The sequence below is a fragment of the Parabacteroides faecis genome, assembly GCF_014647375.1.
GTDB lineage: Bacteria > Bacteroidota > Bacteroidia > Bacteroidales > Tannerellaceae > Parabacteroides > Parabacteroides faecis.
In genome coordinates this window covers 1-25,208 of the sequence record NZ_BMPB01000009.1, presented here as the reverse complement: position 1 = coordinate 25,208, position 25,208 = coordinate 1, and the positions used below count along the sequence as shown (strand labels likewise).

The 25,208-nt window shown below is 42.5% G+C and carries 19 protein-coding genes, 1 tRNA gene and 1 rRNA gene; 10 read left to right on the top strand and 11 right to left on the bottom strand.

The genetic code is table 11. The annotated features are described in order from the left end of the window. Positions 1–10: 10 nt before the first annotated feature. The 5 genes from IEY67_RS14170 to mutA form a co-directional block, all read right to left on the bottom strand. On the bottom strand, positions 11–3,469 hold the full coding sequence (locus IEY67_RS14170) for a TonB-dependent receptor (protein ID WP_229801074.1): 3,459 nt from the start codon (positions 3,467–3,469) through the stop codon (positions 11–13). Positions 3,470–3,660: 191 nt separating this feature from the next. Beyond that, positions 3,661–4,749 carry a FecR family protein gene (locus tag IEY67_RS14165; RefSeq protein ID WP_183672064.1) on the bottom strand — a complete coding sequence of 363 codons (1,089 nt, stop codon included), beginning with the start codon at positions 4,747–4,749 and terminating at the stop codon, positions 3,661–3,663. Positions 4,750–4,845: 96 nt separating this feature from the next. Then, complete coding sequence (locus IEY67_RS14160) at positions 4,846–5,439, bottom strand: RNA polymerase sigma factor (protein WP_122374967.1); 594 nt, start codon at positions 5,437–5,439, stop codon at positions 4,846–4,848. A 165-nt stretch (positions 5,440–5,604) separates the two neighbouring features. Beyond that, entirely contained in the window at positions 5,605–7,755 is a 2,151-nt protein-coding gene (gene scpA, locus IEY67_RS14155) for a methylmalonyl-CoA mutase (protein ID WP_183672063.1), read from the bottom strand. A 12-nt stretch (positions 7,756–7,767) separates the two neighbouring features. Next, a complete protein-coding gene (gene mutA, locus IEY67_RS14150; RefSeq protein ID WP_122374965.1) occupies positions 7,768–9,630 on the bottom strand; it encodes a methylmalonyl-CoA mutase small subunit in 1,863 nt (620 codons plus the stop codon). A 274-nt stretch (positions 9,631–9,904) separates the two neighbouring features. On the opposite strand from mutA, the gene IEY67_RS14145 reads away from it, so the two are divergent. After that, positions 9,905–9,977, top strand: a tRNA-Glu gene (locus IEY67_RS14145). 225 nt (positions 9,978–10,202) lie between these two features. Here the strand turns inward: IEY67_RS14145 and rbp are convergent. Beyond that, complete coding sequence (rbp, locus tag IEY67_RS14140) at positions 10,203–10,580, bottom strand: RNA-binding regulator (RefSeq protein ID WP_122356366.1); 378 nt, start codon at positions 10,578–10,580, stop codon at positions 10,203–10,205. A gap of 379 nt (positions 10,581–10,959) precedes the next feature. On the opposite strand from rbp, the gene IEY67_RS14135 reads away from it, so the two are divergent. Then, entirely contained in the window at positions 10,960–11,175 is a 216-nt protein-coding gene (locus tag IEY67_RS14135; protein WP_122356368.1) for a winged helix-turn-helix domain-containing protein, read from the top strand. Between the two features lie 57 nt (positions 11,176–11,232). Here IEY67_RS14135 and IEY67_RS14130 read toward each other — a convergent pair whose 3' ends face one another. The 3 genes from IEY67_RS14130 to IEY67_RS14120 all read right to left on the bottom strand — a co-directional run bounded on the left by IEY67_RS14130 (position 11,233) and on the right by IEY67_RS14120 (position 17,792). Beyond that, positions 11,233–12,432: an alkaline phosphatase family protein gene (locus IEY67_RS14130; RefSeq protein ID WP_183672062.1), complete on the bottom strand. Its 1,200-nt coding sequence runs from the start codon at positions 12,430–12,432 to the stop codon at positions 11,233–11,235. An 82-nt stretch (positions 12,433–12,514) separates the two neighbouring features. After that, a complete protein-coding gene (locus IEY67_RS14125; protein WP_183672061.1) occupies positions 12,515–15,676 on the bottom strand; it encodes a TonB-dependent receptor in 3,162 nt (1,053 codons plus the stop codon). A gap of 112 nt (positions 15,677–15,788) precedes the next feature. Then, positions 15,789–17,792 (bottom strand): tetratricopeptide repeat protein, encoded by a 2,004-nt coding sequence (locus tag IEY67_RS14120; protein ID WP_122374963.1) that lies wholly within the window; start codon positions 17,790–17,792, stop codon positions 15,789–15,791. A 134-nt stretch (positions 17,793–17,926) separates the two neighbouring features. On the opposite strand from IEY67_RS14120, the gene IEY67_RS14115 reads away from it, so the two are divergent. Then, positions 17,927–18,802 carry an SPFH domain-containing protein gene (locus IEY67_RS14115; RefSeq protein WP_122356376.1) on the top strand — a complete coding sequence of 292 codons (876 nt, stop codon included), beginning with the start codon at positions 17,927–17,929 and terminating at the stop codon, positions 18,800–18,802. Positions 18,803–18,832: 30 nt separating this feature from the next. Continuing rightward, positions 18,833–19,024 (top strand): type II toxin-antitoxin system antitoxin, encoded by a 192-nt coding sequence (locus tag IEY67_RS14110; protein WP_122356378.1) that lies wholly within the window; start codon positions 18,833–18,835, stop codon positions 19,022–19,024. 157 nt (positions 19,025–19,181) lie between these two features. Here the strand turns inward: IEY67_RS14110 and IEY67_RS14105 are convergent, their stop codons facing one another. Next, positions 19,182–20,204 (bottom strand): HU domain-containing protein, encoded by a 1,023-nt coding sequence (locus IEY67_RS14105; RefSeq protein WP_183672060.1) that lies wholly within the window; start codon positions 20,202–20,204, stop codon positions 19,182–19,184. 82 nt (positions 20,205–20,286) lie between these two features. Between IEY67_RS14105 and cbiB the strand changes: the two genes are divergently transcribed. The 6 genes from cbiB to cobC are packed head-to-tail and all read left to right on the top strand — an operon-like array spanning position 20,287 to position 24,771. After that, positions 20,287–21,237 carry an adenosylcobinamide-phosphate synthase CbiB gene (gene cbiB / locus IEY67_RS14100; RefSeq protein WP_122374961.1) on the top strand — a complete coding sequence of 317 codons (951 nt, stop codon included), beginning with the start codon at positions 20,287–20,289 and terminating at the stop codon, positions 21,235–21,237. A 15-nt stretch (positions 21,238–21,252) separates the two neighbouring features. Beyond that, positions 21,253–21,864 (top strand): S4 domain-containing protein, encoded by a 612-nt coding sequence (locus tag IEY67_RS14095; RefSeq protein ID WP_122356384.1) that lies wholly within the window; start codon positions 21,253–21,255, stop codon positions 21,862–21,864. A 4-nt stretch (positions 21,865–21,868) separates the two neighbouring features. Then, a complete protein-coding gene (locus IEY67_RS14090; RefSeq protein ID WP_183672059.1) occupies positions 21,869–22,387 on the top strand; it encodes a bifunctional adenosylcobinamide kinase/adenosylcobinamide-phosphate guanylyltransferase in 519 nt (172 codons plus the stop codon). Positions 22,388–22,402: 15 nt separating this feature from the next. Then, the gene (gene cobT, locus IEY67_RS14085; protein WP_183672058.1) at positions 22,403–23,440 is read left to right on the top strand and encodes a nicotinate-nucleotide--dimethylbenzimidazole phosphoribosyltransferase; all 1,038 of its coding nucleotides are present in this window, start codon (positions 22,403–22,405) and stop codon (positions 23,438–23,440) included. Between the two features lie 33 nt (positions 23,441–23,473). Continuing rightward, positions 23,474–24,226: an adenosylcobinamide-GDP ribazoletransferase gene (locus tag IEY67_RS14080; RefSeq protein WP_183672057.1), complete on the top strand. Its 753-nt coding sequence runs from the start codon at positions 23,474–23,476 to the stop codon at positions 24,224–24,226. An 11-nt stretch (positions 24,227–24,237) separates the two neighbouring features. Beyond that, positions 24,238–24,771 (top strand): alpha-ribazole phosphatase, encoded by a 534-nt coding sequence (gene cobC, locus IEY67_RS14075; protein ID WP_122374956.1) that lies wholly within the window; start codon positions 24,238–24,240, stop codon positions 24,769–24,771. Positions 24,772–24,950: 179 nt separating this feature from the next. Here cobC and rrf read toward each other — a convergent pair. Further along, positions 24,951–25,061 (bottom strand): 5S ribosomal RNA (gene rrf, locus IEY67_RS14070). Positions 25,062–25,208 lie beyond the last annotated feature (147 nt).

Here is a 25,208-nt window from a genome sequence, read left to right as displayed (position 1 = left end):
CTCTGTAGATTTAAAAGGTTAGATTAATCCCGAATGAATAGTTTCTCGATATCGGATAAATAGCCCCTGCATTTTCTTTATTTCCTCCTCCTAAAGTCGGATCGGAAGCGACTGTTGTCTCCGGTTCCAAAGAATCAGGCAATTTTGTTATTGTCAGCAAATTTTCTCCGGATACATAGATACGTATTCGCTGTAAAAACAGCTTTCTTGAAATATGTTTCGGGACCGTATAACCCAATTGAAGATTTTTCAGGCGCAAATAACTGGCATTAAGCACGTATCTCGACTGAGGCAGGCGATTCTTCTCCAGCTCATAAGTGAAATAAGGCTTCGGAAAATAAGCATTGGTATTAGGCCCCAATGCACTCTGTTCGTCAGCCGGACGCCAATAGTCCAAGGCCGGACTATTGCTGAACAAGGCAGATTCCGATCCGGGTGTTCCACCTATTACAACTCCGAAAAATCGGTTCAAACTGGCATTAGCCAGATAATCCCGTTTTCCAATTCCCTGCCAGAACATATTGAAATCAAAATTCTTCCATGTCAAACCGGCTGTAATACCGTAATTAAAACGGGGCGTATGGTTACCGATCACCTTCAGGTCCCCATGATCATCCAGTGTTCTTGCACCGTCATCCAGAATATTATTACCGTCCAGGTCTTTATATTTCATATCACCAGGTCCCCAGGTATTATAATATTTAGACTGGTCGGGCATAGCTTCGCCTTCCGATTGTATAATGCCGTCTGTGACAAATCCCCAGATCTCTCCCACCTTTTTACCTTCATACCAGTCATCGATACGTCCGCTGTCATTTTTGTATTTAAGGATTGTTGAACGGCTATCACCTAAACTGAAAGCGACATTGTAAGACAGGTCCGAAGTGATATGATCGCGCCAGCTTACAGTCAATTCAAAACCTTTGGTAGACAACTTGGCATTATTACTGTAGGGAATACTCGTTCCCAATACGGCAGGAACACTTTCCGCCGGCCCGAACATATCGCTGGTAACCCTGTTGTACCAGTCAAAGACTACTCCGAGACGGTTATTCAGAAAGTTCACATCTGCACCGAGATTCAACGTGGTCACAGTTTCCCAGGTCAAGTCGCTCGGAACAATGCCGGGAACCGTCGCATATATAGGCAACGAATTACCGATAATATGAGGCAAATCCCTATTTACAGGCACAGTGGAAAGATACAGATAGTTGGCTACATTCTGGTTTCCTAAAGAGCCGTATGAGCCACGCAGTTTCAGAGAATTCACATAAGGTTCCACCGGTTTCCAGAAATCTTCTTTCGATATATTATATCCGACTGAAACAGATGGAAAAAAGCCCCATCTCGAATTCTTCGCAAAACGGGAAGAACCATTATAACGTGCACTGAATTCAAACAGATATTTTTCCTTGTAGTTATAATTAACACGTCCGAAATAACCTTCTGTCGCCCAATGAGTGATCTCATCCGATAAAGTCACATTACCCAATGCCGTATTGATCGAAGGAACCTCTTCCGTGATCAACTGCATCTTTGAACCGTACAGACCACGGAAATAACTTGTCTCTCTTTCATATCCGAGCAACACTTTGAAATTATGATCTTTCCATGTTTTCTCATACGAAGTGATTCCGTTAACAAGTGTATAATATGAATAAGCCAGTTGTTCTACAGAACCGCTTTCCGGAGCACCGATATTACCGATCGAACCGTTCGGATTCTGAACTTGTACAGGTTTGGGATTCTGTATATTGGAACTGCCTCCATAATTATAATTATATGAAATGCTGGTCTTCCATCCCGTTACCGGTTCGATCTCACCACGCAGTGTTAGTCCCAGATCGTGATTTTCCTTGCGTTCACGTCCGTTACTCTGCAAAGCACGGACCAATGGGTTACTGATCGTACCATCTTCATTATACATAGGCATCAACGGCCCGAAAGACAAGAAAGAGCGTAAAATATATCCCTGAGATTGTCCTACAATACCTAACGGACGGTCTATCTCAGAACGGGAATATTTGGAACTGAAGTCAAATCTCAGCCATTTCTTGATTTCCGAAGTGACATTGGCCATCACGTTATAACGCTGATATTTATCATCGCCCCATTTATATAAACCACCCTGATCCAGATATCCGGCAGAAACATAGTATTGCGTTTTCTCTCCTCCACCTTCTATATTGATATTATGCTTTTGCGAGAAAGCCGATTTCTTATAATACATCGAGGGCCAGTCGTAATTCGCATTACCTTCCCATCTTCCTCTCCAGATGCTGGCAGGCGGACTGTCCAGGTTATACTCCGGCTTGTACGTTCCGGCCATATAATCTTTTACACGCTGTACCTGTGCATCCGGGTAGATAGGAGCCAATCCTGAGTTTGCCTGTATCTGGTTATAAGCTGTCACCCAGGTCAATGCATCCACGAAATGAGGAATATTCAACGGAGAAGCAAAAGACAGATTGTTATTATACTGTATATGCATTTCCTGATTCTTTTTTCCTTTCTTAGTCGTTACCAATATAACCCCGAAAGGAGCTCTTGAACCATATATCGCTGAAGCTGAAGCATCCTTCAGAACCGATATACTTTCAATTGACTCTGGATCGACCATATCGATATTCGTTTCCACACCGTCGACCAGAACCAACGGAGACTGATTCCCCGCCAGAGAACCGGTACCACGTATATTCCAGGTTCGTGCAGCACCGGGTTCACCTCCCAGGCTATTCATACTGATATTCAGGTTAGGCGAAGCTCCCTGTATCAACTGGGACATGGTAGGAGCCGAACGGTTTGCCAACACTTCTTCGGTAATCACATCGACAGAGCCGGTTAAATTCACCTTTTTCTGTGTACCATAGCCGACAACTACTACTTCATCCAGACTTTTGGAATCTTCCTGCAGCATAATGTTTAACTGGTTGTTACCTTTTATAGGGATTTCCTGCGTAATATAACCGATATAAGAAACCAGTAAAACAGCATTATCCTGAACCGCCAATGCAAATTTTCCATCCAGATCGGTGACGGTGCCATTGGTAGTACCCTTTTCCACCACATTGGCTCCGATAACCGGTAGCTTATGCTCATCCAATACAAGTCCCGTTATATGTTTTTTTTCCACAACTGCTTGAGCGACCAGGACTTCTGGATCCTGTTTCCTTTTATAAAAAATGATCTGACGGTCTACAATTTTATAATCAGCGCCGGATCCTTTCAGTAAGTTATCCAGGATCTCATCGATAGAGCCGTGAGACTTTTCCACATGGACTTTTTTAGACAAGTCGATTGCATTGTCATTATAAAAGAATATAAATTCGGTTTTTCCTTCGATTTCGCTGAATACTTCTTGCAGGGTTTTATTTCCTGAAGATAGATAGATTTCTGTAACCTGGGCATACGTTGCTTCATTCGCCCACCCATATGTTACAAACAGCAAGAGTAACAAAGTAATTCTCATAATATGAAGTACTTTCCGAAATTCTTTATAAGAATTCCGGGGATTTGTGATTAATTTCATACCTTTGTATATGTTTTTAGATTAAAAAATGTTTTTAGTAAAGCTTTTTTAATTAGAACCTAGCCGGAAAGTAGGACCAGTACTTTCCGGTTTTCTTTTTATGTCTCTTCTATCCCATGGTATTCCGTTTTTTATTGTTTAACACTAATCTTTATGACATCACCCTCTTTTTCATATACTATCGGCGCCGTGATAGATATGATCCGGAAAGTCTCCCTGATATCCGACTTGAGATCCAGTTTTCCGCTTACCGTCACTTTACTAACCTCGGCAGGATCAAAAGTCAGGACTACATTATAATATCGTTCTATTTTCTTCAGGACATCTGTCAGCGATTCATTACGAAAGATCAGGAAACCGTCTTTCCAACAGATATATTCATATATATCCGCATCCTCAACCTTAGTTGCAAACGTATTCTTCTCTAAAGTATACAGCTGATTAGGCTTCATGGTTGTCACATTCTTTTTATTTGTGACTTTAACCGCTACAGAACCTGTAGCCAATGCAACAAACTGTTGTTTGTCATTTTTATAGGCAGATACATTAAAAGATGTCCCCAGCACATTCACTTCCATCATATCGGTTTTTACCACAAACGGATGTTTTTCATTACGCGCCACCTCCAGATATATTTCGCCTTCTACATATATCTCCCGTTTTTCAGAGGCAAAAACTGCCGGATAAACCAGTTTTGTCCCTGAATTAGCCCAGATACTGGAACCATCGCTCAATGTTACACGGGTCGTCTTCCCATGTGGGACGATCAGTTGGTTGTATTCCCGGGCTGACGATTCCGGCAGATCTATCTGTTTCTGATTCACACGCATATTCCCTTGTTCGTCATGGGATACCTGTACATCTTTGTCTTCAAACTCTATTTTATCCTTATCTCCCAAGATCACCATTACATTTTCCGAAGCTTCATCCGGCAATCGAGTATTGGAAAGAATACTGCCATAATCGACTTCTTCCTGAGAAGATGAATTTGTATATATATAATATGTAGCAGTAAACAATATGGCAACAACAGCAGCATAACGCAGGAACATGGAAAAGGAAACAGACACACGTCGCGGACGGTGAATGGCAGATTCTATTTTTGCCCATAATTCCGTTCGAGCCTCTGAAGAAAGCCCCTCATCAACTACCCTGATCTTCCGTTTCAATAATCGGAGATCTTCTTCCGAACATTTTTTATTTTCTTCTGAGTTATTCATCCTGCAATATGTCTGTTATGTATTCATTAGGGAAACGAAAATGGGTCGCGTTTTGTACTCACTCAAAAGAGAAAAAATAAGAAATAATTTAAGCTATCAGTTCAATGAGCTTAAAAACAACACTATAAGTGCATCTATATTCAGACAATTCCGAATTTTTTCCATAGCCCTGTGAACGATGTTACGGGCTGACTGATTATTTATACCCAGCAACTGGGATATTTCTTCATACGACATATCAGCCTGAAAACGTAAATAGATCGCTTCTTTCTGACGGTCGGACAACAGGCAGAGAACTTCTTCAAACCTGGCTTTTATATTTTCATCCGGTTCTTCTTCGTCCTCCTGGTTAAATGCAAATTGTACATGAAATGGCAATTCTTCCGGCGAAATATAGACCATCCGCTGGTTATGGCGGATCATATCGATCAATAAATTTTTCAATGAACTGAACAGGTAAAACAGCGGGTTGGTTAAAGCCGGCAGTTGTTGCCGGTTCTCATACAATTTAATGAATAGTTCCTGGATACAATCTTTCACCAGTTCCTCATCACTGACGAACTTTGTTCCGTATCTGTACAATTTATCTGATGTCAACTCAAAGAGCGCAGAAAAAGCACTCTCTTCCCCATTCCGGAAAAGCTCCCAAAGTGTAGTTTCATTTTTGAGGTCTTGTGAGTTTCGGACCATATATAACAAATCTATTAATACGAACTATAAACACAGAATAATATTCTTATCTCATATCTCTAAGACAAAGATAAGAAAAGTATTGATAAATCCATTTTATATACAAAAAACTGCGCAGCCCCCTTCCGGAAACTGCGCAGCATCTATTGAATAAACTATACCGTATTATTCTTCTCCTATCAGGATTTCCAGGATCTGAACAGCAGCCTTAGCCACTGAAGTACCCGGACCGAAGATAGCAGCAACACCTGCTTTATACAGGAAGTCATAATCCTGTGCAGGAATTACACCACCGGCAATAACGATGATGTCCTCGCGGCCTAAATTCTTCAGTTCTTCAATTACCTGCGGGATCAATGTCTTGTGTCCGGCAGCCAGAGAAGAAACACCCATAACGTGAACATCGTTTTCAACAGCCTGACGGGCAGCTTCTGCCGGAGTCTGGAACAATGGTCCCATATCCACGTCGAAACCACAGTCTGCATAACCAGTTGCAACAACTTTAGCACCACGGTCGTGTCCGTCCTGACCCATCTTAGCGATCATGATACGAGGCTGACGACCTTCTTTTTTTGCAAACTTTTCTGTCAGCTCGCAAGCCCTGATAAAGTCTGCGTCTTTCTTTGTTTCTGATGAATACACGCCTGAAATAGTTCTGATGATTGCTTTATAACGCCCTACAACAACTTCGCAGGCATCCGAGATCTCTCCCAAGGATGCACGCAGGCCGGCAGCCTTAACAGCCAGTTCCAGCAAGTTGCCTTTCTTAGTTTTTACACATTCAGTGATATCGGCCAATGCCTGCTGAACAGCTGCCTCATCGCGGTTTTCACGCAATACCTTAAGTGCTGCTACCTGTTCGTTACGAACGGCTGTATTGTCGATTTCAAGGATATCGATCGGATCTTCTTTCGGCAGACGGTATTTGTTAACACCGACGATTGTCTGAACGCCAGAGTCGATACGAGCCTGAGTACGAGCTGCAGCTTCTTCGATACGCATCTTCGGAAGACCAGTTTCGATAGCTTTTGCCATACCGCCCATACTTTCGATTTCCTGGATCAAAGCCCAACCTTTGTGTACCAGTTCATTTGTCAAAGACTCTACATAATAGGAACCTGCCCATGGGTCGATTTCCTTACAGATCTTCGTTTCTTCCTGGATATAAATCTGGGTGTTACGAGCGATACGTGCAGAGAAGTCTGTCGGCAATGCGATAGCTTCGTCCAGCGCGTTGGTGTGCAGAGACTGTGTATGTCCCAGTGCAGCAGCCATAGCCTCGATACAAGTACGACCTACGTTGTTGAACGGATCTTGTTCCGTCAACGACCATCCTGAAGTCTGGCAGTGAGTACGCAATGCCAGTGATTTCGGGTTCTTGGCGCCAAAGCTCTTCACAATCTTCGCCCACAACATACGTGCAGCACGCATCTTGGCGATTTCCATAAAGTGGTTCACACCGATAGCCCAGAAGAATGACAGACGCGGAGCGAATGCATCCACATCGATACCTGCGTTCACACCGGCACGAAGATATTCCATACCGTCACACAGTGTATAAGCCATTTCAATATCTGCTGTAGCACCGGCTTCCTGCATATGGTAACCGGAGATAGAGATAGAATTGAATTTCGGCATCTTCTGTGATGTATATTCGAAGATATCTGCAATGATCTTCATAGAGAATTCAGGCGGATAAATATAGGTATTACGCACCATGAACTCTTTCAGGATATCGTTCTGAATCGTACCGGCCATTTCTTCCAACTTAGCGCCCTGTTCCAGACCTGCGTTGATGTAGAATGCCAATACTGGAAGAACACCACCGTTCATGGTCATGGAAACAGACATCTTGTTCAAAGGAATACCAGCGAACAGAACTTTCATGTTTTCCAGTGAACAGATGGAAACACCAGCTTTACCTACGTCACCGACTACACGTTCGTTGTCGGCATCGTATCCGCGGTGTGTCGGAAGGTCGAATGCAACAGACAGACCTTTCTGACCGGAAGCCAGGTTACGACGATAGAATGCATTTGATTCTTCTGCTGTAGAGAAACCGGCATACTGACGGATCGTCCAGGGACGCATAGCATACATACCGCTATACGGGCCACGCAGATAAGGAGGCAAACCGGAAGCATAGTGCAGATGCTCCATACCTTCCAGGTCATCTTTCGTATAAACAGGTTTCACCTCGATATGCTCAGGTGTTTTCCAATCGGCTTCAATGCCATTGGCTTTTGCCCATTCGGCAGCATTGGTAGCTGCAAAACCGGCATTCTTGATATCTATGTTTTTAAAATTTGGTCTCATAATTGTTTCTACTTAAGCGATTCCTAATTTTGCGTTGAAAGCCTTCAATGTTTCAAGTACGTTGCTCTTTACATTGATAAATTGATCGATACCCTGAGCTTTCAGGTCTTCCATACATTCAGGAGCACCGGCTACAACGAACTCAGCACGTCCGGCCAATGCTTTGTAAGCAGCAGGAGCGAATTCTGCATATTCGTCATCACTAGAACAAAGAACAACGATCTGAGCACCAGCTTTCATGGCAGCATCAACACCGGCTTCCACTGTTTCGAAACCTAAGTTATCAATTACCTTGTATCCTGCACAAGCAAAGAAGTTACTTGAGAACTGTGAACGGGCAATACGCATAGACAGGTTACCGATAGTCAACATAAACACTTTCGGAGTTTTACCGCTATTTTCCGTAGCCAGACGCAATGCTTCAAATTCAGATGCACCACGAGAGAAATCAAGAGGAGTAACCGTTGATTCACCACAAGAGTGACCACCGCCACAACAGCAGGATGCTGTTTCTTTGATCTTACCGGCAGCTACTTCTGTGAAGTTCGGGAACTGGTTAGAACCCAGCAGGATTTCGCGACGGGTAGCAACCGCTTTCTTACGGGCTACGTTAGAAGCATTTACTGCATTCTGTATGTTACCGTTAGCCACTTCAGCACCGAAACCGCCTTTGTCTTCTACTTCCAGGAACAGTTTCCAGGCAACGTCAGCCAACGAGTTAGTCAGTACTTCTACATAATAAGAACCGGCAGAAGGATCGACCACCTTATCCAGGTGACATTCTTCTTTCAGTAACAATTGCTGGTTGCGTGCAATACGTTCTGAGAAATCATCCGGAGTCTGATAAGTCTTATCGAACGGACGAACAGTGATAGAATCGACACCGGCCAAAGCAGCAGACATCGCTTCAGTCTGAGAACGCAACAGGTTTACGTGAGCATCGTAAACAGTCATGTTCCATTCGGAAGTCTGAGCATGTGCATTCATCTTGCAAGCACAGTTACATGCAGGATTGTAAGCAGCAACGATCTCGGCCCACAACCAACGGGCAGCACGGAACTTTGCTATTTCCATGAAATAGTTAGAGCTGATACCCAGATTGAATTTGATCTTCTTGGCAACTTCGTCTGCACTGAAACCGGCTTCAGTCAGTTTAGCCATCAGTTCGTTACCCCAAGCCAATGAATAACCCAGTTCCTGAGTGATATAAGCACCGGCATTGTTGAAGTAGAAACCGTTTACAGCTAATACTTTATAACCAGGTAAAGCCTGTCCTGCTTTGAGCACAGCAGATGCAGCTTCCACCCAATTTCCATTTTCTTTACCTTTTACCAAAGGTTTCTTGAAAGGATCGTAGTTGACAGAACCGAAACATTTGTTCAGGTCTACGTCTTTTCCTTTCAGACAGTATTCCAGGATGCCGATCAACTTTTCAGCCTTGCAGTTGCAAGTGTTGAAGTTCAGTTCTACAGCTTCCGGACAGATACCATCCAGTAATGTTGCAATATTTTCGGCATTCACTTCATCACCTTTGATGATGAAACCGAGTGAAGTAATACCTTTGTTCAGAATGTCAAGCGCTTTTTCGTTGGCTTCTTTGAAACAAGTTACTTCGATGTTCTGGCGTACCTTCCAATCGTTATCCTTCTTTGTTCCGCGAACATAAGGGAATTCACCGGGAAGAGACTCGGTAGTCTTCAAACCTTCGATGTCTTCTGCACGATAGAAAGGATTTACATTAAATCCTTCGCCTGTCTTCCAAACAAGCTTTTTCTCAAACGGGGCACCTTTCAGGTCAGCCGTAATCTTCGCCATCCATTCTTCAGTAGAGACCGGAGCGAATTCTGAGAAAAGTTTTTCTTTTAGTTCTGCCATAATATTAGTTATTTTAATACTGGTATTAGTAATTGTTCAATAGTATATTGTTCAATAACAGGGGGCAAAGGTAGAATAAATAAACAGGAAGAACAATGAAAAATAAACGAAATTGCTTTTCCTTTTAACGCCTTTTAGTGGTATAAGGACGATTATTGTATCATTCTGACAGGGCATGATAAAATTCTTTTCATTTTTTCCGCATAAAGAGAACATCGAAAAGAAATAATCATTAATTTCGCAGCGTCAAACAATGAAAACTAAGACACGAAACGGTGCATTCGTCTAGTGGCCTAGGACGCCGCCCTCTCACGGCGGAAACTCGGGTTCGATCCCCGGACGCACTACTAAAAGCCTGCTGAATGACTTCGGCAGGCTTTTTTTCAAGGTATTCGGCAAACATTTACATTGTAAAGGATTTTTATTTCCATCGCAGTGGAACTTTTCCCCAAATATCCAAAAAAGATGGGGAATAATCAAACAAAAGCAAGTTTGCAGCCTATGCTCCTAAATAATATTAAACAAAAAAAGCGGCCTCTAAAGGGCCGCTTTTACTTTTGCTATAATTCGGATTAATATCTTCTTCCGCCACCGTTGTTACCATAGCCTCCGCGATTACCGCCACCGTAGCCACCGCCACGATTGCCACCACCGAAACCACCGCCACGGTTACCACCACCGAAACCACCACGGCTTCCGCCACGGTCTTCTCTCGGACGTGCTTCTGTTACGTTGATTACTTTTTCATCATAAGTAGCCTGGTTTAATTCTTCGATAGCCTTCCGGCCCATTTCGTCATCCTTTAATTCTACAAAACCGAATCCTCTTGAACGGCCTGTTTCTCTGTCTGTGATAACTCTAGCAGAAAGGATTTCACCATAATCTGCGAATAAATCGTTTAAGTCAGCGTCTGTGACGTTGTAACTCAAATTTGAAATGTAAAGATTCATTTATAAAAACTTATTTAGTTAATTGTTTATTGAGGATGAATAGAATAATAGTTGAATGAATATACTTTACAAATCTAAATTGCGAGTAAAACTTCAAATACAAGTTTAAATCAATCTCAATATACTGCAAATGTAAGATTTAATTTGAAACTATGATACTTTATGGCAATCTTTTTCTAACAAATCTTTTTCCCAAAACTCTTGTAAACAAACAATGATCATTTTTAAGGCCTTGTATCTACAAAGGCTCGATTTAGAAAAAAAATCTTTTGCCGGAAGCTCCTTTTTATAAAACACACTAAAATAACAGGCGGAATATATCATTTCCGCTTTTATTTCAGTTTTAATGTCATACCATAAACATAAAAGAGAGTTTGTCATGACGAAAGGAACAATTGGATTAAACGCAGGTACCATCTGGAATCTGTTGCTGGATGGTGGATGTTGGAGTTTTGAGGAGTTGAAGAAAGCAACTTCTTTGTGTGAAGCTGATTTATGGTCTGCAATCGGTTGGCTAGCCCGCGAAAACAAGATTCAGATCAAAAGTGCCAGTAGCCAGATCGCTTTTTGTCCGGGGATGAATTTCAATTATTAAAAGATGCCCTTTGATAAAAATAAAAAGCGACCTTTTCCAGATCGCTTTTTTTATTGTTTAACGGAATAATGAATTCACCACCAGACTGTCACCGTCATTCGGTGCGGGTTCCAGATCCAGCAACCGGGAAATGATCAAATATAAATTGACATTAGCCATTACCGGCAATTCCACATTCTTTTTAAAAGACGGACCTGCCGCATAAAAGATAGCCTCCATCTCAGGTGCGAAATTATCATAGCCGTGAGTTGCTCCCGGATAAGGATAAGATTTTTCACGAAAATGCAGATAGGTCCCTATATGGGGAAGTACGACCAGGTCACCTATCCGGGGATTACTCCCATAGACGTATTCTGCCGGTATTTCGTTTTTCTTCCAGACCGTAACATTCGGGACTTTTTTTAGAATATTATAAGCTGTCTCCGTATAACTTTTCTTCGGATAGAGCAAAGTCGGGACACCGTCAAAAATATAATCGAAACTATCGCGGGGCAAATAATCGTTCAGATTGACATATTTCTCCGGCGTATAGGTTGCCATCCCATGATCGGAAAGGACTATAAAATCGATTTTATCAAAAACATCCAGTTTACGGGCTTCATTAAAGAAATGATTCAAGACCCGGTCCAGTTCTTCTACTTTATGCAAGGTTGCCGAAGAATCCGGTGTACAGATATGCCCGATCCCATCGGGTTCCTCTATATACCACATAACCAGGTGAGGACGTATATCTTCCGGCAAACGTAACCACGCTACCACAGAGTCGGCACGGTCCGAATAAGGAACATGCTTATCAAAAGGCTTCCAGATAGAAGGCTGACGTCCCTGAATCGAATACTCGCTGCCCACCCAGAAAAAAGAAGCCGCATGCACACCTTGCTTCTCTGCCGTATTCCAGATCGGTTCACCTCCGTAAAAGCCCGGTGTCGGATCTGCCATGCGATAAATACTATCCAAGTCGGGAGCATAGAAGAAATTATTGATCAGACCATGATGGTCCGGATGCAAGCCGGTCGCCATACTGTAATGGTTAGGGAAAGTAACGCTGGGAAACGAGGGACGAAAAGCGGCACGTATCCCGACTTTCGCCAGAGAATCCAATGTCGGAGTATAAGCACGGTCGGGATAATCGGAACGGAAACCATCCATAGAAAGGACCACGACGTAACGGTCATTATGTTTTGACGAAGAACAACCGGAAAAAGTAATGCCGGCCAGAATCACGCATCCTAAAAGCAAACTTATATATCTTTTCATAATCATATCACCTCAAAAAGAAAGAGGTTCACAAAGATAGTGAACCTCTTCCGATTATTTAATTCAAATCATAAAATACGCGTTAGAAAATATAACGTAAACCTATCTGAGCCTGCCAGCGTGAAGTTATAGCCGTATTCGTATACATATCACCCGGATCACGGAACTGATAAGTAAACTGACCATCTTTACCTGCAAAAGCAGCTACAGGAGTCAGATCATAACCTGTGGAAGTCTGATGATATAATCCCCATTTCTTATTGAACAAATTCCCAACATTCAATATATCAAAATTAACTTGCAATGTATGTCTTCTACCAGCCACATTCATAAAGAAATTTTGTGCAATATGGAAATCAAAATGATGCTCGAACGGCATTACCAATTGATTACGCTTAATATGATCTCCCTTTGTATCCCTGATATCTTTATTTCCTTCAATCCATTTGACAAAAGCATCTTTTTGCTCTGCCGCGGTAAAAGTGACCTTTCCGTTAGATACAATATCCGTAAAGAGCATTTTCTCACGCTCTGCGTCTGTCGGTATATATAACAAGTCATTCCCATAACCGTCACCATTTATATCATTGGAATAAAGCAGAGAATAGCGACCGCCGGTTTGCCCATTATAAAACAGACTTACTGTAGTAGCAAAATGTCCGGCATATTCTTTTGTATAAGAAACCGAAGCGACTATACGGTTACGCACATCAAACATAGACCAACTTAACTCGGGGGCAACATCTCCTCCATAAACAGGATTATATTTCCAACCTGAATATGCCTGTGAAGAATTTCCATCTGTTAAAGATTTTGCCTGTCCGTAAGAATATGCAACCATCGCATTTAAACCGAAATCAAAAGGCTTTTCAACCTTGGCTGTTATATTATACGTATATCCTTTATTCGTATTAGTCAGATACATAATTTGTGTAAAATTGGCATCGACTTGTTTGTAGGTGGGACGATTATCTCCTCCATTATTCAAACTACCGGTATGTTGATAATTGATATTTTCATATAAAATATTATTTAAGGTTTTTGAATACAAACCTTCTAAACTAACACGGATATCATAAGGTAATGTATGTTCCACAGCTAAATTGGTACGAAAAACAGATGGATATTTGAAATCTTTATCGACAACATTTACTTCCGATGTGCCCGGCGATTCGTATTGTTTGGACGGATCAATATTGAAATGGAAACCATCAGGTTTGATTTGAGGCATATTTCTGAAATTAAAAGAAGTACGGCTTACTTCAATACCGGTATTTGTAAAGCTATTTGATATCCAAACGAAAGGAATACGTCCGGTAAAAATACCGATTCCTCCACGAACCAAAGTCCTGCGGTCTTCATCCGGGTTCCAGCGAAAACCCACGCGAGGCGACCACAACACCTTAGTGGAAGGCAGCTGGTTAGTTGCCACTTTGTATTGCTTCGCTATGTCTGAATTATTAAATGCTTCATTTGCCAGCGGTTTATCGAAAAACAAAGGGATATCCATTCGCACTCCATAAGTCAATCTCAATAAATTCGTTACATTCCATTCATCCTGTACATAAAAGCCTAATTGCGCGGCACCAAATTCTGGAGCCCATCGGTCAGTCCCGGTTATTTCCGTACGTGCAACCGAATAATCATAATATTTGGGAGCGACTTCATTTGCTGTCCCCACCGAGAGGAAATCGTCCAATGAGCTATAAGTATAGGAACCATAATTGTTTGCCAGATATAAATTGCTCATTTTAAAAAATTCATTATATGTTCCCACTGTGATCGCATGGTTTCCCACCATTTTAGTCAGGTTATCCGTCAACGTAAAAATATCCTGATTCAAAGCATTCGCCATTGAAAATCTCTCCGTCCCAAATTCCAGTGATGTATTACCGGACAATTGTTCAATCTTAACATAAGGCATAGCCTGTCCTAACGGATCACGATTATCCCTGACACGGGTCCATCCCATACGTAACTCATTCGCCAACAAAGGATTTATTTGCGTATTCAATTCCGCAACAATTGAATGAGTGGAATTCTTCATATAATAACCATTATCATTCAGACGAGCAGCGGCTGGTTTGTTTGAAAAATTCATACTGCGTGCATCAAGCAAGCTATACCGGAGGGTAAATTTATTTTTATCATTTGCATTCCAGTCGATACGTGCCAGGAATTTATTCGAATAAGTATCCACATCCAACGGGCCATAACCACCACCGTTATAACCGCCTGTTAATTGAGATATCTTATCAATAATCAGACCCACTTCGTTTTTATCTAATTTGGAACTTTCAGTCCCAATGTTGTTAGTTGTAGGATAAACCTCCTTTACCCGTTCAAAGTTTGTAAAAAAGAATAATTTATTTTTGATGATCGGACCACCTAAAGTTACTCCGTATGTCTCAGACGACTGATCATCCAGGCGTGTACGTTCCTTTGCATTTCCTGGTGTCTTTCCATAAAATTTCTCATTATTATAATATCCGTAAACAGAACCATGGAACGCATTTGTACCTGATTTCGTGATCGCATTAATTCCACCACCGGTAAATCCACTTTGCCGGACATCAAACGGCGCAATTACCACTTGAATTTCTTCAATGGCATCCAAAGAGATTGGGTTTGCCCCCGCTTGATCACCATTTGTTCCGCTGGCAGACAAACCGAACACATCATTATTCGCCGTCCCGTCAATTTGAAAAGAGTTGTATTTATTACTTGAACCGACAAACGACATCCCGCTACTCGTATTGATTCCCATCGGATTCATTTTAGTAATATCGAAAATGCTACGATTTACCGTAGGAGTCGAAAGAATTTGTGATTGGTTGAAGTTTTGAGCCGCTCCTGTTTTCTGGGAATTGAACAACGCAGCTTTCGAGGCAGTGACAACGACTTCATCCAACGATAACGACTCAGTCAGTTTCACATCCAACAAATACGTTTCACCCAACTGAAGGGTAATGTTTTTATATACGGCTTTCTGAAATCCTACATACGAGACTTCTACCGTATAAGGGCCGCCGATACGCATTCCCTGTAAACTATAACGTCCGTCGGCATTAGTAACAGTGCCATAAGTAGTACCGGAGAGTTCGTGAACGGCCTGCACTGTAGCACCGATCAGAAGTTCTCCTTCTGCCGTCACCTTACCACTGATCCCGGATGTTGTAACCTGTGCATTCACAGCAAATGTCAGACAAAAAAGAAAAAGAACAAACACAGATAAGTTCTTCATACTAGATGGTATTTAAAATAAAACAATCGAAACACTTTTTATATAACGCCGCAAAGATATATAATCTATGTTACCAAAACATTACGATTCCGTTTGATTTTTATGGACTTTCTTAAATATTTCGATTTTCCCGCAAACTATCTGCTATATCCTGATGTTGTTGTGCCAGTTCTTCTTCACCGACAAAACGGTAAGCTTCCGCCAGATATTCATGCGCAGAAGCATGTTTCGGTTTGATGGATACCGCCTTTTGAAGGTCGGCGACCGCCTCCTCATAATACTTCATACGCAAATAACATTTCCCGCGATTATAACGGGCTTTGAATGAAAGAGGACTCAACCTGACCGCTTCGTTCAAAGCGACCTGGGCATCGTATGTTTCTCCAAGATCCAATAAGGTCACGCCTTTGCGCACCCAGGCATCCACATATTCGGGATATAGTTTCAAGGCTTTGTCGAATGAGCGGAGAGCTGCATTCGGGTCATTGGCTTTCGTGACACACTCATTCCCCATCAGATAATATTCATGGGCATATTCTTTGAGGATTTCACGCTGTGCATACAAATCTTCCTTCAGTTTCCTGATCTCCGCCTGTTGCGAATTTATACGTTGAAGTTTGGAACGGAGCAGACGCTGTACCAACGGCTTATCGAGTTCGTTGCGTTTTCCGACAGCCTGTGCCAACGATTCCACTGCATTTTTCATATTTCCACGGTTAAAATCATGCGCGGCACGGGCATACAAAAGTTCGGCTTCACTTTCACGAAGACTCTTTTCTATCAGTTCCTTGCTGTTAAAAATCTGACTGAACTGAACGATCTCTTTACGGACAAAAATATCATGAGAAGTCACCCTGCTTTTCAGAACCAGCCCCTCGAGCGATGTGCTACGGCTCAGGGCTACATAGGTCTGCCCACCGGCAAATACACCTCCCGTCAGATCGACAACGACCCGGTTGAAGGTTAGTCCCTGACTTTTATGCACAGTAATCGCCCAGGCCAGGCGGATGGGCAATTGCTCAAAAGTTCCGACAATTTCTTCCTCTATTCTCTTTTCCTTTTCGTTGTATTTATATTTGTAATTGCGCCATGAGGTAGGTTCGACCAGATGTTCGATCCCATTTTCCAGCAGGACATATATATTCCCGTTTTCATCAATGCCGGAAACCATTCCGATAGTACCGTTTACCCAACGACGTTCGTGATCATTATCGATAAAGATTACTTGTGCCTGTTCCTTGATCGCCAGATTCAGTTGCGTAGGCAAAGAGGATTCCGGAAAATCCCCCTCTATACGTCCGGTAGAGATAAATTCATCACCGGGCAGCTCCGACAATCTTTTTTCATTGATGAAATCGACCTGATCGCGACGGGTGGCAAGCGTAATGTACATGTCCTCATTATTCGGCGTAAATTCAGGGAAGTAACGGGCATTTAAAATATCCAGTTCCTGCTTCCTTGCAGCATTACTCCGTATCCGGTCCAATATATTGATAAAAACAGGATCGGTCTGGCGATAGACTTTCTGTAATTCGATCGGTACCAGGTTGATCGACTGAAATACTCTTGCCGAAAAGAAAAACGGACTGGCATAGAACAGGCTCAATATCTCTTTCTGGTCGGATGGCACAACCGGTTCCAACTGGAACACATCTCCCACGAATAACAGCTGTTTTCCACCAAACGGCAAACGCATATTCCCGGAAAAAACACGCAAAATACGGTCCACACAATCGATAATATCCGCTCTTACCATCGAAATCTCATCGATAATAATCAGTTCGACCTCCGAAATAATCTTTCTGTGTTCCTTTCTATATTTAAAGAATTCGAAAATCCGACCATCTTTCAGACTCAGGTCGGGATCATCCGGAAGCATCGGACGAAACGGCAGCTTAAAGAAAGAATGCAAAGTCACCCCTTCCGCATTGATAGCAGCGATACCTGTCGGGGCCAATACAACATGTTTTTTCTTCGTATGCGAACAGATATATTTGAGAAAAGTAGATTTGCCCGTCCCCGCTTTCCCTGTCAGGAAAACAGACTGACGGGTATGAGTGATCAGTTGCAGGGCATCCTGAAACTCTCTGTTGTCCGTATCTAGTTGAAATTCCAATCGTGTAAATTTTGAGTAGACAAAGCTAAATAATATTTTAAATATCCTCTTATAAAAAAGGGATATTTTATTTGGTTATATACAGATAATTGTTTTAATTTGTGATATCAAAATAATATCAAATATAAATTATTATGAAAGCACAAGAAAAAGCATTTGACGGCATTAGGCTCTCCGGTTTCCTGGCCATATTATTTATCCTGGTAATACTGGGCGCTTCCATTTTCATGTTCACACTGAAACAACCCTGGAGTATTGTTTTAGGCATTATTGGTGCACTATGTGCAATTTTCATGTGTTACGGATTAATCATTATTCAGCCGAACAATTCACGGGTCATGACATTCTTCGGAAAATATGTCGGCACAATTATCGAGAATGGCTTTTTCTGGGTAAATCCACTTTTATTGAAAACAAAAGTGACCCTGCGTATTTTCAACCTGAACCTGGAGCCAATCAAAGTGAACGACAAAGTAGGTAATCCGGTAATGATCGGAGCTGTAGTGGTATGGAGAATCAAAGATACATATAAAGCGACCTTCGATATTTCAGGAGATGTCAAATCTTTCGTTCAGATCCAAAGTGACGCTGCCTTACGTCAGGTCGCCGGAATGTATGCATACGATACAAACGAAACAACCGACAAAGTAACATTGCGTTCCGATAACGAAGGGGAAGTAACCCAACGACTCGAAGACGAACTGAACAGCCGTCTCACGCTTGCCGGAATAGAAGTGGTGGAAGCACGTATCAATTATCTGGCTTATGCTTCTGAAATTGCGGGTGTTATGCTTCGCCGCCAACAGGCTGATGCCATCATTGCAGCCCGGGAACGTATCGTAGAAGGGGCAGTCAGTATGGTTCATCTGGCATTAGAGAAACTGGAGAAAGACAGTATTGTCGAACTCGACGAAGAAAAGAAAGCAACCATGGTAAGCAATTTACTGGTAGTTCTTTGCGCGGATGAATCAGCCCAGCCTGTTATTAACACAGGTACATTATATCAATGATCCTAAATTTTTAATATTAATATAAGAGTGATGGCCAAAAAAGAGAATGCAACCAAAAACTTTGTTCTGCGAATTGATGCAGAGATGATGGATGCTATCGAAAAATGGGCTGCGGATGAATTCCGCAGCACCAATGGCCAGATCCAGTACATCCTGGACCAGGCACTACGAAAAGCAGGCCGTTTAAAAAAGAAAAAACAATCAAAACAAGAAGAGGAGTAAAAAACAATAACTCCTGAACACTTCCGAAAGATATTTTAGTTTCATTCGGAAGAAAAACAAAATACCTCCGAAAGAAATTCTAAATTCTCCCGGAGGTATTTTTATTTCAGTATTTAAAAGAGTAAGTAGCAAATAAAATAAATACAAGAAGTATTATTTAGCGACTGATGAACAGCCACGCATCTTTGTACTTTTCATTCATACGCAAGGTCGCCATATAGCTTTCAGCTTGTTCACGGTTATCGAATTTATCCGCATAAATACGGTACTTCCCGTCACGAACAACCTTACTTACATGTTTACATTCTTGACGGTCTACACCTGCTATGTATTTATCAGCCTGGTCTTCCGTTGGAAAACTTGCGATTACAATGTGGTACATTTTAAGATTAGGCTTAGCTATTGCCGGTTCAGGGGTAATCTTTTGCCTTTTCACTTCACGGGACGGAGCTACAGCAGCAACTTTACGCTCAGTCTTCACTTCATTGATTTCAGGTGCAATCGTTTCTTCCGAAGCAATTTCCTCTGCCGGCTTTATTTCAGGAGCACTTTTCACAACCATCTCTGTCGGAACAAAACTCGCTGTATAGGCCGCCTGATTGACATCCTTTACCGGAGTCGACACAAGCAAGAATAAAGCGACTGCTGCTGCCGAAGCCGCAGCGACACGAAGTAATTTCCGGTTAACCGGTATATATAATATATCTTTCTTTCTCTTTCGGGTAAGTAAAGCAACCTCTTCACGCTCTGCCAAAACAGGCTGAAGTTGCGGGAAATTGAATGAAACCAAGCCATACGAACCCACACTGAAAGCATCAGATTCTCCCGGGTGAAAAATAACTTGTCCTTCCATCCCAAGGCTAAAGGAACCTAGCACGCCCAAAGATAATTTCTTATCTTCCTGTAAAACCACTTTCATATCTGCCACATCTTCTTCCAACATCAATTGCGCTTTCCGGTAATTGACATCATACATCTGCATATATGATTCCGAAAGCAACCCGTCGTTATGCTGCAATGTGACATTAAAAACGATTTCTTTTCGTTGGGGTTTGAACAAATGTTCTTTTTCATCATATACAGCTGAAACAGCCTGCAGTACAAACCCACCAAATCCCGGTACAATCACACAGTCGTGTACCAGTAATAATCGTTCTATATGTGTTATTATCCTAAGCATAAGACAAAGGTAGATATTTATTAGTGAATTTACAAAACAAACAACGGTACAATTTTCTACCTTTGTATCTCAAACAAATAATATGTACTGGTCAACTCAATCGATATATTTACTTAGGGTTATTCCTTTTCTGGGCGGATGGCTGGCAGATCGTCTGTTAGGCGATCCGGAAGGCTGGCCCCATCCTATCGTCTGGTTCGGAAAACTCATTTCTTTCGGAGAAAAAAGACTCAATCAAGGGGAGAACCGCTTTTATAAAGGAGGTTTACTGACATTGGTCCTCGTCGCCGGTGTTTATCTTCTGACCCGTTTATTGCTTTTATCGGCTATATTCATAAATACACAATTATATGCCATCCTCATCGGGATCGGTGTTTTTTATTGTCTGGCTGGAAAAACTCTGATCACGGAAGTCAAAGCTGTTTTTGAAGCAGTAGACCGCAGCGTGGAAGAAGGACGCACACAAGTAGGACGCATCGTAGGACGCGATACCTCCGACTTATCCCCGCAAGAGATCAGAGCTGCCGCCCTTGAAACATTGGCTGAGAACCTGAGTGACGGAGTGATCGCTCCGATGTTCTGGTTCGGCTTTCTGGGACTGCCCGGAATGATGGCCTATAAAATGATCAATACGCTCGATTCAATGATCGGTTACAAAAATGAGCGATACAAGGATTTCGGACAAGCAGCTGCCCGGCTGGACGATGTTGCCAATTATATACCAGCCCGGCTGACAGCCTGTTTGATGTTACTGGTTTCCGGCAACTGGCATAAAAGAGATTTTCTGACGCGCTTCGGTCGTGCACATCTCAGTCCGAACTCAGGTTATCCTGAAGCGGCGCTGGCTGCCATTCTGGATTGCCGTTTCGGAGGAACGCACGACTATTTCGGACAGGCTGTAGAAAAACCTCATATCGGAGTTAACGACCGGCCTTTCACGACAGAAGATATGTTAATAGCAACTAAAATAAACAGCAATACAGAACTAGCTATGGGATTGCTTGTTTGTCTTCTATCATTATTATTGCAATAAAAAAATTATACGAATATGGAAATAAGACTAAACAAACTGCTTAGTGACGCAGGTCTTTGCTCCCGCAGGGAAGCAGACAAATTCATCGAAATGGGACGGGTTACCGTCAATGGTAAACTGCCCGAAGTCGGACAGAAAGTAAGTAAGACGGATATCATCATGCTCGATGATATTCAGGTCAATTTCAAACAGGCACAGGAACATGCCCGTACGGGTGCAGGAAAAACTCAAAATCTCATCTTTGGTGAAGCGACTGCAAAAGTTGAGAAAAAAGAAAAAATCGTAGAGGCCAACACTCCTGCCACAAATGCTCCTGCTACCGAAAAAAAGAAATCTTCCGGTTCCGGCAGTAAATTAAGACCCGGTAAATATGTCAAATATAACAAATATGCAGCCGCAAGAAAGGCGGCTAAAAGCGGAGAAAAACCAAAAGAAAAACTGACAACGGAAGAAAAGGCACTCAAAGAGGCTATGCGCCCAAAGTTCGGTAAATCTTTAGGAAGAGCTGCCGTTGCACAACGTCTCGCAGCTTCCCCGAAATCTGCCAGTTTGCGGAAAACGAGTAAGAACAATCCGATAAATAAAGCGAAACGAGCTGCTGCCCGCAATAAGCCGAAAGGAGAATAAAGCGATGCCTGACAAACATATCGTACTGGTAACAGGAGGACAACGTTCCGGCAAAAGCGGATATGCACAAAAGTTAGCCTTATCATTAAGCGCTAACCCGGTCTATATGGCTACATCCCGTGTATGGGATGAAGAATTCCGCCAACGTGTTCTCCGCCACCAGGCCGACCGCGGTCCGGAATGGACAAACATCGAAGAAGAAAAATACCTGAGCCATCACAACCTGAATGGGCGGGTAGTCGTAATAGACTGTGTCACCTTGTGGGGTACTAATTTCTTTTTTGACAACGACAGCAATGTCGAATTGTCTCTCAAAGAACTGAAAGAAGAATTCAACCGGCTGGTCGAACAGCATGCTTATCTCATATTCGTTACCAATGAAATAGGATTAGGAGGTGTCTCCCCTGATCCGGTACAGCGCAAATTCACGGACCTGCAGGGATGGCTAAACCAATACATAGCCTCCCGTGCCGATGAAGTTGTACTGATGATAAGCGGAATACCCATGAAAATAAAAGAATAACAAAATAATAGAACAATGATTACCTTTCATATTGAAAAACCGGATACTGCTATTGCGGAAGCACTACAAGACAAAATAAATAATCTGACCAAACCCAAAGGTTCGTTGGGCAGATTGGAAGAAATTGCTCTCCAGGTCGGACTGATCCAGCAGACACTTACACCAGCTTTAACGCATCCGATGAATGTTATATATGCCTCTGATCACGGCATTGCCGATGAAGGCGTTAGCAAATCTCCCAAGGAAGTCACCCGCCAGGTGATTCACAACTTTCTGAATGGCGGAGCCGGTGTCTGTTTCCTGGCTCGTCAGCATGGTTTTGAAATAAAAATAGTCGATGGCGGGGTCGATTTCGATTTTCCTGCAATACCACTATTGATAGACCGGAAAATCAGGAAAGGTACCCGGAATTTCCTGCACGAAGCCGCTATGACCCGTGAAGAAATGGAGTTGGCCCTTCAGTATGGAGCCGATATTGTCTCTGACTGCCATAAAGAAGGATGCAATGTCATCAGTTTCGGAGAAATGGGCATAGGCAATACAGCTGCGTCAAGTATGTGGATGACTTGCCTCACAGGTATTCCCCTGATCGAATGTGTAGGTGCCGGAAGTGGCTTGGACAGCATCGGGGTGCAACATAAATATAAAGTATTGAAAGCAGCCCTTGAAAACTACAAAGGCGATAACAGTACATTGGATGTGATCGGTTATTTCGGAGGTTATGAAATGGTCATGGCTGTTGGTGGAATGCTTCGGGCTGCAGAACTCAAAATGGTGATTCTCGTAGATGGCTTTATAATGACCAATTGTGTGTTGGCAGCTTCCCGCCTATATCCGGAAATGCTTCCTTATTGCATATTCGGACATTGCGGAGACGAAGCCGGACACAGAAAGGTGTTGGATGTACTTCAGGCAGAACCGGTCTTAAATCTGGGATTACGTTTAGGAGAAGGTTCCGGTTCAGTTTGTGCTTACCCGATTATCGACTCGGCTGTACGTATGATCAATGAAATGCATACATTCCAACAAGCTGCAGTAACTAAATATTTCTAACCGGATGGTCTTCCATTCCTAACATTTATATATATGTTACGTATACTGGCTGCATTCATATTCTTTACACGTCTACCTTTCTGGAAACTGGCAGAGGTTCCCACCGAATATTTCAAAAATATAGTCAGCCGATGGGCGCTGGTCGGTTGGTTCACTGCCGGATTGATGGTTATCGTATTGTATGCAAGCTCCCTTATTCTACCAGCCGGAGTTGCCGTAGCCCTGGCTATGATAACCCGATTATTGATTACTGGCTGTTTGCATGAAGACGGACTGGCCGATTTTTTTGACGGATTTGGAGGAGGAACCAACCGGGAACGGGTATTGGCCATTATGAAAGATTCCCACATAGGTAGTTACGGAGTAATCGGTTTAATCTGCTATTTTGGCCTGTATTACCTATTACTCAGCAGTCTTCCTGTTGAATTGGCCGGTTGTGCCATATTAGCGGGTGATCCTTATAGCAAAGGAGTGGCAGGGATGATCATCAACCGTCTCCCTTATGCCCGAAAAGAGGAAGAAGCTAAAAGTAAAACGATCTATAGCCGCATGACGACAGGAGAATATCTGTTCAGTCTGATTTGCCTGCTAGTTCCTTTATGCTGGCTACCGAAACCCGTTTATTTTCTGGCCGGTCTTCTTCCGGTTGCTACCTGGTATATGCTGACTACACTTATGAAAAAGAAAATACAAGGATATACCGGTGATTGTTGCGGAGCCACATTTTTACTTTGCGAATTGAGCTTTTATCTCGGGATAACTGTTATATATACAACAACACTTTAGAAAGTCACTATATGAATATCTACTTGATCAGACACACCTCTGTCGACGTTCCTGCAGGCTACGCATACGGACAGACAGATGTTGCATTACGTCCTTCCTTTGAAGAAGAGGCTGAAAAAGTAAAAGAATCGCTCTCCGGACTCACTTTCAATAAAGTCTGGTGCAGTCCGCTTACACGTTGCGTACGTCTCGCCTCTTACTGTGGTTATCCGGATGCAATCCGGGAAGACCGGGTAAAAGAACTTAATTTCGGGGAATGGGAGATGAAGTCATGGGAAGAGTTATCTTCCGATCCTCGTTCCGAAGCCTGGTTTGCAGATTGGATCGATACCAAAACACCGGAAGGGGAGTCTTTAAAAGATCAATATGTACGTGTCAGTTCATTTCTTGATGAAATAAGAGAGAGTGGATTAGAGAATGTCTGCATATTCGCTCACGGAGGCGTTTTAACCTGTGCACGGGTTTATGCCGGAGAATATGACATCAAAGAAGCCTTCAAGAATGTACCTTCCTACGGAGAAATCATAAAACTTTCCTTTGACTAAATATCTACACTCCCCCTTCCCCTTCTCAAAAGAGGGCAGGGAGTGTATTATCTATACTGCTCATAAATTCATGCTCAATGTAACATTCAATTCTGATAAAAAGTGAAACCATGATAAATGAAAAAAGGAGTCCACTCTTTCGAATGAACTCCTTTCTACCTTTCAGCTTGCGCTTACTAAAACGGCGGCTATCTACTCTCCCACTTTTACGCAGTACCATCGACGTGGTTGGGCTTAACTTCTCTGTTCGGAATGGGAAGAGGTGGATCCCCAACGCTATAACCACCTTAATACCTTTTAAGATGTTTGACTTTGGACAACGTTACTCTAACGTAACTCATTTTCTTTGAGCCATATGACAGGTATTACTACCTACCACCTGCTGATATATCAACCCTTTCTCCGGAAAAAGAAAGTCTCGGGCTATTAGTACTACT

Excerpts from the sequence above, each read along its gene's own strand:
- IEY67_RS14170 (WP_229801074.1), bottom strand. The coding sequence starts at position 3,469 with ATGAGAATTACTTTGTTACTCTTGCTGTTTGTAACATATGGGTGGGCG.
- IEY67_RS14165 (WP_183672064.1), bottom strand. The coding sequence starts at position 4,749 with ATGAATAACTCAGAAGAAAATAAAAAATGTTCGGAAGAAGATCTCCGA.
- IEY67_RS14160 (WP_122374967.1), bottom strand. The coding sequence starts at position 5,439 with ATGGTCCGAAACTCACAAGACCTCAAAAATGAAACTACACTTTGGGAG.
- scpA (WP_183672063.1), bottom strand. The coding sequence starts at position 7,755 with ATGAGACCAAATTTTAAAAACATAGATATCAAGAATGCCGGTTTTGCA.
- mutA (WP_122374965.1), bottom strand. The coding sequence starts at position 9,630 with ATGGCAGAACTAAAAGAAAAACTTTTCTCAGAATTCGCTCCGGTCTCT.
- rbp (WP_122356366.1), bottom strand. The coding sequence starts at position 10,580 with ATGAATCTTTACATTTCAAATTTGAGTTACAACGTCACAGACGCTGAC.
- IEY67_RS14135 (WP_122356368.1), top strand. The coding sequence starts at position 10,960 with ATGACGAAAGGAACAATTGGATTAAACGCAGGTACCATCTGGAATCTG.
- IEY67_RS14130 (WP_183672062.1), bottom strand. The coding sequence starts at position 12,432 with ATGAAAAGATATATAAGTTTGCTTTTAGGATGCGTGATTCTGGCCGGC.
- IEY67_RS14125 (WP_183672061.1), bottom strand. The coding sequence starts at position 15,676 with ATGAAGAACTTATCTGTGTTTGTTCTTTTTCTTTTTTGTCTGACATTT.
- IEY67_RS14115 (WP_122356376.1), top strand. The coding sequence starts at position 17,927 with ATGAAAGCACAAGAAAAAGCATTTGACGGCATTAGGCTCTCCGGTTTC.
- IEY67_RS14110 (WP_122356378.1), top strand. The coding sequence starts at position 18,833 with ATGGCCAAAAAAGAGAATGCAACCAAAAACTTTGTTCTGCGAATTGAT.
- IEY67_RS14105 (WP_183672060.1), bottom strand. The coding sequence starts at position 20,204 with ATGCTTAGGATAATAACACATATAGAACGATTATTACTGGTACACGAC.
- cbiB (WP_122374961.1), top strand. The coding sequence starts at position 20,287 with ATGTACTGGTCAACTCAATCGATATATTTACTTAGGGTTATTCCTTTT.
- IEY67_RS14095 (WP_122356384.1), top strand. The coding sequence starts at position 21,253 with ATGGAAATAAGACTAAACAAACTGCTTAGTGACGCAGGTCTTTGCTCC.
- IEY67_RS14090 (WP_183672059.1), top strand. The coding sequence starts at position 21,869 with ATGCCTGACAAACATATCGTACTGGTAACAGGAGGACAACGTTCCGGC.
- cobT (WP_183672058.1), top strand. The coding sequence starts at position 22,403 with ATGATTACCTTTCATATTGAAAAACCGGATACTGCTATTGCGGAAGCA.
- IEY67_RS14080 (WP_183672057.1), top strand. The coding sequence starts at position 23,474 with ATGTTACGTATACTGGCTGCATTCATATTCTTTACACGTCTACCTTTC.
- cobC (WP_122374956.1), top strand. The coding sequence starts at position 24,238 with ATGAATATCTACTTGATCAGACACACCTCTGTCGACGTTCCTGCAGGC.